Raw genomic sequence first — 13,060 nt, forward strand, 5'->3', positions numbered from 1 at the left:
TTTTTAACCTGAGTTCGGGATAACGGACGTTAAGGAAAGCCCGACACAATTGCTATCAGAACCATATTAGCACATCATTAAGCCGAACTCAAATGATTTTAGAAAAAAACCTACTCAATTTTCAGAAGATCTCCGTTCTTCACACTCCCTAATTTTTGGTCTAATTCCTCTACGCTGTATGTGTGATCGTCAATTTCTACATATTCTATAGTTGAATGCCAGTTGTAATTGGATGTTTGCTCAATCCTGCTCGTAGATCTTGATGGTAAATTGAGAACAATCATAGAATCACTCACTTTTTGTTCGAGCACTTTCAGCTTATTTTCGTTCTTAGGTTTAAAAAATTTTACAGGCTCGATGCTGTCAATATATTTCAATTCGCGATAAGGTCTTTTTATTTCAGCAAACTTTCTTTTGTATTTGATGGTAACCACTTTCATTTCATCCGTAAGATTCTGCACATAAATATTGGTCTGTATACTGCATCCGCAAAGCAAAAACAGTATTGACAAAGTGCAAAACAGCTTGATTGTAGAAAGATACTTTTTCATTATTCAAATATTTATTTTGTAAAAATAATTTAAGACAATTTTCAACCTTTGATCGCTAATGCAGCTTTATAGATCTCAATCTCCTTTTCCAGATCTGTAATTTTACTGATCTTTTCATTTAATTCCAAAACCAATTTAGACTTTTCATTGAGTGAAATTGTTGAGGGATAAAAATTGGTTAATTCATTTAAAAAATCATATTTCAAGGCAATGCCAATATTCCACAAAATCCCGAACTGAAGTGACGGCTGCTGAACATACTGTGAAACTGTAGAAGTAGAAACGCCCAGTCTTCGGGACAGTTCAGCCTTCGAAATCCGTTTATTACTCATCACTCTGTAGACCAAATTTCCGATGTGTGGATAAGGAAATGCACTTTCCTTTAGATATTTTCTGTCGCCCATTTGTATTTAATTATTAATTAAAAATAAACAAATTACAGATACAATATCGATATTTCTAAATTTCAAACTATAATAAACAAGTATAAACATTCTCTAATAAAGCAGAATACATCATAAGATAAGTATTATACTACCTTAATAATGCTTTAAGGTTTTAATTTTAAGTATAATACATCTACAATAAAGTTTTACATGTGAAAATAGAAGTTTTAAGGCTGAAACTATAAGTTTTAAACATCCAATCTCAAGTTTAAACCTTTAAATTTAAATGAAATTTAGAGATGTTTATTGCTCTCGTGTCAAAATTTGATTTCTGTAATAGAAAAGCGGAATAATCAAAAGTAAAATCAAAGGCTGTATCACAAACCGTCGCATATAAAAAGAAAAAAGATAGCCGGTTTCAAATCTGTCTGAAACACAATACAGATAAATCGGAAAAGTGATGGCGAAAATAATCGTGATCAAAATCGCTCCCTGAACCGTCCAGCTTTTATTTTTAAATATAAAATGAATGATAATGCAGGATGAAATAAGATTTAAAATAAATCTGAAGAGATGACTTAAAATCAATTTCGTCCATTCAAAATCCGGAAACTTTGCATTTTTCGTAGCGTCGTGAAAGTAATTCAGAAAAGGATCATAGAAAAGTGACTCTTCAAAAATTCTTACGGAAACAATTCCCGCAATTCCTGCTAAAACAAAAAACCAGCTTAAAACTTTCATTTCTTTAAAGCAAAAAATTTAATCCAAACCATCCAAAGAACTACAACTGAGCCGTAGATAATCGCTGGAAAAACGTAGTCATGTCCAATCTTGCTGTACTGCGGATGATCTCTAACAACAATATTCAGTCCTACAATCCTCAGAACATTCATCACATAAAGAAAAACAAAACCTGCCAGTGCAAAAACAAATGTCTTCACTCCTTTATAAAATGCAAAAACAAACGCCATAAACAGAATAATAACGGAAATTGCGTTGCAGCCTTCCACCATTCTGCTGATATATTTTTCTTTTACAAAAAACCACACCTGCTCGTTCGGAACATCATTGTAAAGGAGCGTTGGGTAGCTTAGCTTATTCTGAATCCACATAGCTTGGTCGGCAACCATACGCGAATAAGGATCAAGACCTTCCGCCTGAAAACTGTTCAGATAAAACTGATACACCAGAATAAACACCACATAAATAATGATGAAACGCAGCAGAATCCCGAGTACAGGTTTAAAGTCCTTTAGCATAGCACAAAGATAAAATATTCGGCGGTAAATCATTATATTTGTTACCTTATTATGACTCAGGAACAAGCAAAATCTTTTTTCGAAAACCATTTCGGCCAGCCCGCAGATGACTTTACAATTTTAGCTCAAAGCGGTTCTGCAAGGGTTAATTTCAAGGCTTCAAACCCCAGCGGAGAGTATATTATTACCTTCAACGAAAATCTTAGAGAAAACGAATCCTTTCTGTATTTTTCAGATGTTTTTCAGAAATCAAATTTAAATACGCCTCAGATTTTTGCCGTTTCGGACGACCGAAAGCTCTACATTCAGGAGTTTTTAGGAACAAAAACCTTATCTGAAATTATTGCTGAAGAAGGTCTGTCTGAAAGAGTACAAAGTTTGGTAAAGCAAACACTTCAAAAGCTTTTTAAACTTCAAATTAAAACTGAAGACAAAATCGATTACACGCAAACTTTTGAGTACGAAAGCTACGATGAACTTCCTGTAATGCATGATCTGTATTATTTCAAAAACTTCATCGCAGACGTTCTCGACCTGGAATATCACAAATCAACCTTGCTGAAAGAGTTTAAAGAAATTGCAAGACTTATCGAAAATCTTGAGCCAAAAGGTTTGATGATACGCGATTTTCAGGCAAGAAATATTATGGTGAATGATGAAGAAAAAGTTTCATTCATTGATTACCAGTCTGCAATGAAAGGTCCGTTGATATATGATGTTATTTCATTTTTATTTCAGGCAAAAGCGAATTTCCCTGAGAATTTTAAAAATGAAATGCTTGATTTCTACATTAATCAGTTTGACAATCAAGAAACAAGTCTTGAACTAAAAAATTCGGTAAAACCAATTCAAATGATGAGATTTCTGCAGGTTTTGGGAGCGTATGGTTTAAGAGGATTGGTTCAGAGGAAATCACACTTCATCTCAAGCTTAGAAAAAGGAATTCAAAACATCACAGAATTCTCAGAAAGATGGGAAGAGATGAAAAATTACCCTGAATTGAAAAATGTAATCCGACAATTGAATTCAGAGCGAATGAAATTTAAAATTGAAGAAATAATAAACCATTAAGTTTCAATTAAATAATATAAAAAACATCCACTTTTCATTTCGCAGGAATCTCAGCATGATATAAGGTTAGATTCCTACGGAACGACAAACGTCGAGCAAATTTTAAAGTAAAGAATGATTTTTTTTAAATCAATAATCATTCATCAATCATAAATTATAAAGACATGCTACACATAGACATTCACAGTTTTTCGTACAAAAAGGGAGGAATTCCCAAAGATGACAGCGGTAACGGCGGAGGTTTCACTTTCGATTGCCGGGGAATTTTAAATCCCGGAAGAGTAGAAGAATATAAAATTCAAACCGGAAACGACATCGGCGTTCAGGAATATCTTGAAACAAAAACTGAAATGCCTCAGTTTTTAGAATTAATCAAAAATCTAGTATCCATTAATATTGATAATTATCTGGAAAGAGGTTTCGAAAATCTCCAAATCAATTTCGGATGCACAGGAGGACAGCACAGATCGGTGTATTCTGCTATAAAAATCGCTCATTTCATCGAAGAAAAATATGGTGAACAGGTAGAAATAAGCCTGCACCATGACGAGCAACATCAACTAAATAATAAATGATGATTGATAATCTATGAATGATCATGCAAAACTTCCAATATCAATTATCAATCATCACTTATCAATCATAAAATGAAGGCACTAATTTTTGCAGCAGGTAAAGGAACCCGCTTAAAACCCTTTACAGATCATCATCCGAAAGCTCTGGCTAAGGTAAATGATGTTTCACTTTTGGAGAGAAATATTAAGTATCTTCAAAGTTTCGGCATCAATGATTTTGTGATCAACGTACATCATTTCGGAAATCAGATTGTAGATTTTTTAAAATTCAATGATCATTTTAAGGCAAACATTGAAATTTCTGATGAGTCTGAAGAACTTCTTGAAACCGGCGGTGGATTGGTCTTTGCCAAAAGATTTTTAGATCACGGAGAAGATTTTATCATCATGAATGCAGACATTCTTACGGAAATCAACATCAATGATTTGGTAGAATATCACAAAAAGATGAAAGATTTTGCTACTTTAGCGGTATCAGACAGAGAAAGCTCGAGAAAACTGCTTTTTAATGATGATTTTGTACTGAGAGGATGGCTTAATATACAAACCGGAGAACAGCGTTTGGCTGAATTCAACAAAGGGTTCAAACCTTATGCATTTAGTGGAGTTCACTGTATAAATCCATTAATTTTTGATAAAATCAAAAGGACAGGAAAGTTTTCAGTAATGGAAGAATATCTCGATCTGATGCAGACGGAGCAAATTCACGGATTTTTGCATGACAACATTTTAATAGATGTAGGAAGACCGGAATCTGTAATTGAAGCCGAAAAATATTTTAAATAAGAAGAAATAATGGGAATTGAAGGAAGCAGGGACGAAAGTTTACAAAACCCTGAATTGGATATCAACGAAACAAAATTGCACGACAGCCTGAAAGATAAAACCTGGGATGAAACCATTACCAAAGACAGCTGGATGGTTTTCAAAGTAATGGCGGAATTTGTGAATGGCTACGAAAAAATGGCGAAAATAGGACCTTGTGTTTCTATTTTTGGATCAGCAAGACTGCAGCCGGAGAGCAAATATTATAACATGGCAGTAGAAATTGCAGAAAAGATCACGAAAATTGGTTTTGGGGTAATCACTGGAGGCGGCCCAGGAATTATGGAAGCCGGAAACAAAGGTGCTTTCAACGCTAAGGGAAAATCTATCGGTTTAAATATTGATTTGCCTTTTGAGCAGCATTTTAATCCGTATATCAACAAAATGTATTCTCTCAATTTCGATTATTTCTTTGTGAGAAAAGTAATGTTCATCAAATATTCACAAGGATTTATTGTGATGCCTGGAGGTTTTGGAACTTTGGACGAGCTTACAGAAGCTTTAACATTAATTCAAACCAATAAAATCGGCAAATTTCCAATCGTGTTGGTTGGTTCTGAATTTTGGGGTGGCCTGTTAGATTGGTTTAAAGAAACTTTACTTAAAGAAAAAATGATTTCTGAGCCTGATCTTGATCTTTACCGTGTGGTAGACACTGCTGATGAGGCTGTTGCACATATTAAAGCTTTTTACGACAAGTATTCTGTAAACGTAAACTTCTGATTGGCACATAATTTGAGATTTTAAACCAAACACAAATGATCGGAAAAATAATTAACTGAAATGAGAAAAATTTTATATTTAACAGGATTTTTAGCTTTGTTCTCCTTGATGAGTTTCGCAGTCTTTGACTTTTACTCTTCAATGACCAAAGCAGATTATATCGAGGGCAGTAAAACATTAAAATTTACCTCAAAAATAAATACGGGTCATATTTCTGATGCCATTAAGATCAACAGAAACACTGCCGGATTTGAAGCTGAAGTAAAGAAATATGTAAATAACAATTTCGATGTGTACGTCAACGGATCACCAAAAACACTCACTTTTACAGGGAGTCAGGTGAGCGGAGAAACAGTTTGGGTATATTTTGAAGCGAACGGTGTTTCGGATGTAAATACACTTAAAATAAAGAATACAATCTTACTCGGAGCATTTCCGAAACAGATCAATCTTGTAAACATCGCCTACAAAGGAAGTCAGAAAACGATGAACTTCCAACGTGGCAAAGAGGTTAATGAAGTTGATTTCTAAATTTTAATATCCCTTTTAAAACTATAAAGCCATTGAGTATTCAGTGGTTTTTTTATGTTTTAATCTGAATAAAAATGATTATAGAGAGACTTGCAGCAGAATTACTATTTCATAAATACTAACTTAGAAGAAATACAACATTAATTATTATTTCATCAGGCACTAAACATATTTTATCCGAGAAATTAGGTATTCAAATTTTTATTAAAATTAAATTTAAACAAGCTCAAATATTATCCAAAAAAAAGGAACCATTCTTTCGAACGATTCCTTTATTATATTTAAATCTTTCCTTGATTACAAAGCCTGAATGTTATCTAACTGAATTGTAGTAGATGCACCAGATGCATTACCTGAATATTCAAAAAGAATATACCCATTTCCGGTAAGTGCAGCAGGAATATTATATGTTCCAGCTGGAGTTAATACTCCGTAATTTGCTGCCGGAGCCTGAGGAATAGTAAAACTAGATGTAATATCTGTTTTTGTAGCAGTAGAAATATCACTTAATGCCGTGTAGTTAGTTGTAGTATAAACTTTCAGAACATTGCCGTTAAAAAAGCCAACATTTACATCAAATTTGAACTGACTTGCTGCAGTAAAATCAATTGGAACAGCAAAGTAAGTAACATAAGCACCAGAACCTGCATTTGCCGAAAGCTGGATGTATTTATTGCCACTGAAAGTCTTCAACTGCCAGTATCTGTTCCCTACCAATGGATCATTTATATATTTAGGATATACCTCAAGATTGGTAGCTGAATAGCTCTCAAAATTTTCAAGGAAAGTACCAGAAAATGCAATTGTAGTTCCACCTTTAGGAGGAGCAGAGTCTACTCTTGCACCACCAAAGTTAAGATCTGCAGAATTTCTGATTAGCATTTGCCATGTTGAATTGTATCTACTTACTACGAATGTAGCTGAACCGTTTCCTGTAGGAAGTTTTTTAGAACCTTCAGAGAAAAACCCTGAGTTTCTGATTACTACAGAATTTCCTGAAGCATCTTCAATAGTTCTGTCAGTATCTACTCCTGCACCTCCTACATAGTCAATAAAAGTTTTTGGTGCAGGGAAAAGATCTCCGGTTGTAAATTGAGCTGAGGGTACTTTTACCAACATGTTGATGTATTGTTCGTTTTTAGCAGCATTAATATCAGCCAACTCTAATGGTTTGATTGTAGCTACTTCAAGACCGTTTCCGTTACAAACACCTGCAATATATCTGCTTAAAAGTGAAGCAGGAATCCTACCGATATTGTAAGTAGGATCTACCGAACCTATTTTCACAGTTCCTCTGTCAAGACCCAATCTTAATCCTCTTGCATTGATTCTAACATGTGATCCCACTGGAAAATCTGCATAATTGCTTGCTCTATCAACTTCTATTGAAATACCGGCAGTGGGATTTTCAGGTTTATCCTGGATAGAAATTGTTTTATAAAAGTTTCCACTTTCGTCAGAAGACACAACGTAACCATCGAAAATTTTATCATCTGTAATCAACAAATATCCCGAAGCTGGCGCCAATGCTTTAAATGTTGCCAAAGTAGTATTTGTATTAGGAAATTTATTTTCACAATTGATAGGGGGAGTTTCCCACTCATCTTTTTGTGTACAAGAAGTAATAGCAATTGCAGACAACGCAACTCCTGTTACCAGACTTAAGTATTTTTTTATATTCATTGTCGTAATTTTTAAAATAATTAATGTTAGAATCTAAACTGTAAATTTACAAAATATGATCTTCCCTGTGTGTACCAGTATTTTGGTGCAAACAGAGTGTATTCTCTGCTAAAGTCTTCTTGGTAAGTATCAAATTTAGCATTTCGTACCTGCTCAAATCCTCCAGTAATGTATTTAGTATTATCAAATACGTTATTTACTGAGGCAGAAATAAGAACGTAGTATTTACCAATAATCCAAGATTTACCAGCATTTACATTAAAGAAATGAGCTGATGGCAATTTGTTTGGTCTCAATACGTCTCTGACTTCGTCATTCGTCAAACCATAAAAAGGTGTTCCGGCAGTACCGTTTTGAACAAATGATTCTGTACGCACCAAAGCTGCAGGATCAAGATAATTATCATCAAGAAAATTCCAGTTGGCACCAATCCAATAGTATTTAGGTGAATTGTATCTTAAACCTAATGAATAAGCCTGCTGTGGAGTACCTCCCTGTCTGTAATTTTTTATATAAGCTTTACCAAGATTTGTACTTGACTGACCATTTGCAAAAGCTCCAATAGCATCAGAACCAAAGTAAACGTTAGGATTATTTTGATAAGTATACTGACCATAGCTTGCAACCCCTTGTAGAGATAGTGTAGGTAAAACTTTTACATCGATACCAAATTCACCACCCATATTTCTTCTTTTCACATCAGTCATTACCTGCGTTACAAATGCACTCTGCACATTGGTTGCATTACCGTCAGCATCTACACCTGCTAATGGAAGACCATCTGCAAAGAATCTCTGTACTGTAGTTTCGTTTTCGGTATTAACTAAGAAACCTGTAAGTCTCATTTTAACGAAAGGTGTTGCTACTACATAACTTAAGTCGTTAGCATTTACTACTGTACTCTTGATATTTGGAGCAACTGAACCATTTACCCTTGGGTTGAAGAATAGATCTTCTAAGAATGGAGCCTGATTATACATTGCACCGTTGTAAACGAAGAAGTTTCTTCCGTTCATTCTGTAGATTGCCTGAGCTTTCAAACCAAAATTTAAGAAGTTGTAGTTTTTACCTTTTCCGTAAGAATCGTTATATAAATAATGTTTGAAAAGACCTTCTCTGCTTGAAGAAGAATATCCTGCCAATGCAGAAACAAATACGTCAAACTTTCCTGAAGTAAATTTAAAACCAGGATTTACTTTAAATTCCTGTCTTCTGAAAATATAATCGTAGGTCATTTTATCACCTACTTTTTTCGCAACATTATCATCAAGCTCGTTAAATAATCCAGACTTCCCAGGTTGATTTGTCGCTGCAAAAGGATCTCTGTTTAAAACGAAATCAGCACCTAAAAGATCATTAACCTCTCTGTATTGCTCAGTACGGTAATTCTGATAAGAAACGTTTAAAATGAATTTTGAAGTATCATTAAAATTATGCGTTAAGTGAGTAGATGCGTTGAAAATTTTGTCATCACTTACATCATTCACCATATAGTACAAAGCTCTTTTACCTATCTGACCATAGTAATTACCAGGTGCCTGAGACATATTTCTTCTGTAAAGTCTGTCCCAATTGATCTGAGTTATATTAGCATCGCCGTTCTGCCATGCATTTAAAGATGTTGTAAACGCCTGCTGTGCTGTTGTACCATCAGTCCCTCCAGGAATCGGAACTGATGCATCCGGATTTAAAAAATCATAATAACTCGGAAGGTTTCTGTAATATGTTGGAGAAGGATTCTGAACATTCTGCCAGTCTAAACGTGAACCTTTATCTTTACCAAACTGATAAGATACTGAAGTCCAAAGATTGGTTTTAGGAGTGATTTTCCAGAAATCCTGAAGTTGCAAAATCGGCTGGAAGCCTCTTCTTACTCTTTCACTTCTTTGCTCGCCGTCCTGATATCCCCAATAAGAATTGTAATGTACACCTCTGTAATTATAAACTTCCTGTGTACTTGGGCTCGAAGTTGACCTTCTGTAAGGCGCACCAATGAAGTTGAAAGTCATCGTATGCTTATCATTAAACTTCTTCTCAATTCCAAGATAAGCTCCGTAAGCATCATAGAAAGTACCTTCCTGAATCCCCTCTTCTGCCCATCTTCTTGCACCCATAATAGTGAATGCCCAACCTTTCTTGCTCATCCCTGAAGTATATCTCAAAGAAAAACGGTTTCTGTAGTTTCTGTTGGTGATTGAGTAAGTCCCCTGGAATCCTTTTCTGTATTCACTCGCTTTGGTATTCTTGTAAATTACAGAAGAATTTCCACCGAAGGCATATTCTGAAGGAGCATGATTCTGAGAGATTTCAGGGTATCTTGTAATTTCATTAAGACCACCCCAGTTTCCGAAATCAACGTTTCCGTTATCAGATTTCACCATAGAAACACCATTCAACATATTTTCTCCCATTCTCCCATCAATTCCTCTTGGTCTGAACCAGTAGAAACCTAAGTCAAAAGAAGCAATTCTGCTGAAAACATCCTGCGAAGACTGTAAAAGTCCCACTGTAGATGCCTGGCTGTTTGAATCTTCATCGTCATCACTGTCGATGATTGCCAATCCCTGATCTGCACCCGTAAGAGCAGAACCAAGAACCATTACACCCAGATCTTTTCGTTTTTCGTAACTGGTCACATCAAAATCTACCACCTTAGTTTCGTAGTTTGGTTTTGTGATGACCACCTGATAATGTCCCGGCATGAGATCTACAAATTGAAAATATCCAATCTTGTCTGCCGTTACATCATTTTCGCTCCCTTTAAGGTCTACTTCTGCTTTTTCGACAGGCTTACCATCGGCATCTTTCAGATATGCATAGACTGTGGTCTGCGCAAAATAATAAGATGCGGGAAGTAAAGTAAATAAAGAGACTAATGATAGCTTTTTAAACATGTATATACTTTTTTAATACTTTCTAGCTTAATTCTCAAATAGTTAAAAACTTTTGGGGGCACAAATTTAATTAAATTATTTATTTAAAAATTATTTTAATGTTACTTTTTCTTAACATTGTTAAATTTTAATAATACAGTATACCTTGTCATAAAAATTTGCGGTATAAATTTACAAATATTTAAAACGCAGTGTTTTAAAATAATTTAAATTTGCACATTAATTAAACGTAATATCTATAATGAAAAAATCATTGAGCATACTAATGCTGGTAATCACAACCTTTAGTTTTGCACAGCAGGGAAAGCTTAGAAAAGTTGCTACAGTAGGTTTTCTAAACGTAGAAAACCTTTGGGATACGATAAAATCTGCGGATTATATAGACGGAACTAAAGACATAAAAAACCCTGCTTTTCATCGCAGCATTCCTTTAGACAGTATAAAATTTCTTGAATCAGAAAAATATGAAGGGGTTTGGAATGACGAATCTTTGAAAGGAAAAAAAGCAGTACGTTACCAAAGCGGAGCAGACGAATTTACACCTTCAAGCGGGAAAAACTACAACACAAAAGTGTACAGACAGAAATTGGCCAACGAAGCCAAAGTAATCTCCGAATTGGGAGCGCAGTATACAAAAACAGCCCCTGCAGTGGTAGGTCTTATCGAGGTAGAAAACCGTCAGGTCATCGAAGATTTGGTAAAACATCCTACTTTAGCTAAATATGATTACGGAATTGTTCATTACAATTCTTATGACTACAGAGGAATTGACGTTGCATTAATTTATCAGAAAAAAAGATTTAAAGTGACCAATTCAGTAAAAAAAGAACTTAAGGTTTTTAATGAGGAAGGAAAAAGAGAATATACAAGAGATATTCTTGTTGTGAGCGGACTTCTTGATAACGAAAAAATCACTGTTTTTATGAATCACTGGCCATCAAGAAGAGGCGGCGAGGCAGCTTCACTTCCAAAAAGAAATGCAGCAGCACAATTACTTAAAAAGCAAATGGACAGCGTAAGAGCAGAGGATCCTACCGTAAAACTTTTTGCAATGGGCGATTTCAACGACGATCCGGTAAGTTCAAGCCTGAAAAATAATCTAAAAGCTCAAGCCAACGTAAAAGATTTAAGCGACAGTACTCCCTATCTTAATTTGATGTATCCTTTGTATAAAAAAGGGGTGGCATCTTTAGCTTATCAGGATGCGCCAAACTTATTTGATCAGATTATCGTATCTCAAAATGTTATTTCAAAAGAAGTAACCAAAGAATATTCTGTGTACAAAACGGAGGTATTTGCACCACCCTATTTAGTCAATAAAGAAGGAAATTACCGTGGCTATCCATTCCGCTCCTGGAATGGAGACCAGTTTACGGGAGGCTACAGTGATCACTTCCCCGCTTTTGTAGTTCTGCAAAAAGAACCTTAACAAAAAATTTATTTTACAGCATAAAAGGCACTCTTATTGGAGTGCTTTATTTATTTAAAAGAATCACAATGAAAAATTTAATAATTATTTTGGCATTCGCACTTTTCCCGGTTAGTCATTTTACTCAGAGCAAACCACAAAAAGCAGACGAAGAATCGGTAATGAAACCGGAAAAAAATGACGATGGAGAATGGGAACTTACAGTAATTGATACCCAGTATGATTATTTTCTAAACGCCATTGCTCAACCAATCTCACAGTATACTGAAAGCTATCTGAAAAACAGAAACACCTTTCTCGTCACCGAATGGAATTCTTACTTCACATCAGGTCGCTACAGAAATGTTATAGAATCATCAATACAATATGATCCAGCAGAAAAATACGGCATCAAGTTTGAGTACAGACTCTATCAGGTTTTCGCGTACGTCCAATGGAAATATGGATTAAAAATGAATGGCTTGGGAGCAAGAGACTCAACAAGATTTTAAAGATAAAAATGAGATCTCTTAGGAGCTGATTCCTGCTATCCGTTGTATCTTTTTTGTTGCCGACTCCTATAGATAATTTACCTATTTCTCAAAGACAAAAAAGGATTCCGCTGTTATCAGGGCTAGGGAAAGGCGATAGGAATAATATTTATTTCTGAGAACAAAAGTTTTATAAGTAATGATTGATGTTGAGTGATGGATGATGGATGATGGGTGCCTGAGACATTATCATTTATTTGACAGGAATACATTCACAGTTTCTTAATTAACCATTATTTCTTTATTGATTAGCTAGAACTTTCAGGGCTGGGGTAGCGAACTACTGTGAAAGTAATCTCGTAAAAGAGATGAGTAATGGGTAATGATTGATGCAAGATATTGGGTGTTGGATGATGGGTGCCTGAGACGTTATCATTTTTTTATCAAAAGCGTGGTTAAGGTTGTTTTTTATACTTTTTTTTGTATTTCCAGTTATGACTTTCATTCCTACCAGCATTGCAAATCTTAACCTTAATCTTGCATCCAACTTAAATTTTAAGTCTTGAATTTGATCCCGCACCCCGCATCTTGAACTTTGAATTTTAAATCTTGAATTTCGCTTCTCGCACCCCGCATCAAAGCAAAAAAAAATCCCCAATCAAA

At 34.9% G+C, this 13,060-nt stretch carries 13 protein-coding genes; 7 read left to right on the forward strand and 6 right to left on the reverse strand.

What is annotated here, in order from left to right; translation table 11 throughout:
* Window positions 1–110: 110 nt before the first annotated feature.
* The 4 genes from AC2A1G_RS19360 to xrtF form a co-directional block, all read right to left on the reverse strand.
* The gene (locus AC2A1G_RS19360; protein WP_484048521.1) at window positions 111–551 is read right to left on the reverse strand and encodes a hypothetical protein; all 441 of its coding nucleotides are present in this window, start codon (window positions 549–551) and stop codon (window positions 111–113) included.
* 41 nt (window positions 552–592) lie between these two features.
* Window positions 593–955, reverse strand: a complete 363-nt coding sequence (locus AC2A1G_RS19365; RefSeq protein ID WP_484048522.1) for a helix-turn-helix domain-containing protein — start codon at window positions 953–955, stop codon at window positions 593–595.
* A gap of 285 nt (window positions 956–1,240) precedes the next feature.
* Window positions 1,241–1,678 (reverse strand): exosortase F system-associated membrane protein, encoded by a 438-nt coding sequence (locus AC2A1G_RS19370; RefSeq protein ID WP_484048523.1) that lies wholly within the window; start codon window positions 1,676–1,678, stop codon window positions 1,241–1,243.
* Window positions 1,675–2,196, reverse strand: coding sequence for an exosortase family protein XrtF (gene xrtF, locus AC2A1G_RS19375; protein WP_484048524.1), 522 nt, complete (start codon window positions 2,194–2,196; stop codon window positions 1,675–1,677). Before xrtF ends, AC2A1G_RS19370 begins: the two co-directional genes overlap by 4 nt.
* Window positions 2,197–2,247: 51 nt before the next feature.
* Here xrtF and AC2A1G_RS19380 point away from each other — a divergent pair, with 51 nt between their 5' ends.
* The 5 genes from AC2A1G_RS19380 to AC2A1G_RS19400 all read left to right on the forward strand — a co-directional run bounded on the left by AC2A1G_RS19380 (window position 2,248) and on the right by AC2A1G_RS19400 (window position 5,921).
* Complete coding sequence (locus AC2A1G_RS19380; RefSeq protein WP_484048525.1) at window positions 2,248–3,267, forward strand: aminoglycoside phosphotransferase family protein; 1,020 nt, start codon at window positions 2,248–2,250, stop codon at window positions 3,265–3,267.
* Window positions 3,268–3,431: 164 nt separating this feature from the next.
* On the forward strand, window positions 3,432–3,842 hold the full coding sequence (locus AC2A1G_RS19385; protein ID WP_484048526.1) for a RapZ C-terminal domain-containing protein: 411 nt from the start codon (window positions 3,432–3,434) through the stop codon (window positions 3,840–3,842).
* A 72-nt stretch (window positions 3,843–3,914) separates the two neighbouring features.
* Entirely contained in the window at window positions 3,915–4,628 is a 714-nt protein-coding gene (locus tag AC2A1G_RS19390) for a nucleotidyltransferase family protein (RefSeq protein WP_484048527.1), read from the forward strand.
* A 9-nt stretch (window positions 4,629–4,637) separates the two neighbouring features.
* Window positions 4,638–5,390, forward strand: a complete 753-nt coding sequence (locus tag AC2A1G_RS19395; RefSeq protein ID WP_484048528.1) for an LOG family protein — start codon at window positions 4,638–4,640, stop codon at window positions 5,388–5,390.
* A gap of 60 nt (window positions 5,391–5,450) precedes the next feature.
* On the forward strand, window positions 5,451–5,921 hold the full coding sequence (locus AC2A1G_RS19400) for a DUF6702 family protein (RefSeq protein ID WP_484048529.1): 471 nt from the start codon (window positions 5,451–5,453) through the stop codon (window positions 5,919–5,921).
* A gap of 297 nt (window positions 5,922–6,218) precedes the next feature.
* Here AC2A1G_RS19400 and AC2A1G_RS19405 read toward each other — a convergent pair whose 3' ends face one another.
* Complete coding sequence (locus AC2A1G_RS19405; protein ID WP_484048530.1) at window positions 6,219–7,604, reverse strand: M949_1556 family lipoprotein; 1,386 nt, start codon at window positions 7,602–7,604, stop codon at window positions 6,219–6,221.
* Window positions 7,605–7,630: 26 nt separating this feature from the next.
* Window positions 7,631–10,498 (reverse strand): carboxypeptidase regulatory-like domain-containing protein, encoded by a 2,868-nt coding sequence (locus AC2A1G_RS19410; protein ID WP_484048531.1) that lies wholly within the window; start codon window positions 10,496–10,498, stop codon window positions 7,631–7,633.
* A gap of 241 nt (window positions 10,499–10,739) precedes the next feature.
* Between AC2A1G_RS19410 and AC2A1G_RS19415 the strand changes: the two genes are divergently transcribed.
* Together AC2A1G_RS19415 and AC2A1G_RS19420 are read left to right on the forward strand one after the other, a co-directional pair.
* Window positions 10,740–11,927, forward strand: coding sequence for an endonuclease/exonuclease/phosphatase family protein (locus AC2A1G_RS19415; RefSeq protein WP_484048532.1), 1,188 nt, complete (start codon window positions 10,740–10,742; stop codon window positions 11,925–11,927).
* A 68-nt stretch (window positions 11,928–11,995) separates the two neighbouring features.
* On the forward strand, window positions 11,996–12,418 hold the full coding sequence (locus tag AC2A1G_RS19420) for a DUF6146 family protein (protein ID WP_484048533.1): 423 nt from the start codon (window positions 11,996–11,998) through the stop codon (window positions 12,416–12,418).
* Window positions 12,419–13,060 lie beyond the last annotated feature (642 nt).

Source organism: Chryseobacterium sp. HNCC26DJ240, from assembly GCF_057180485.1.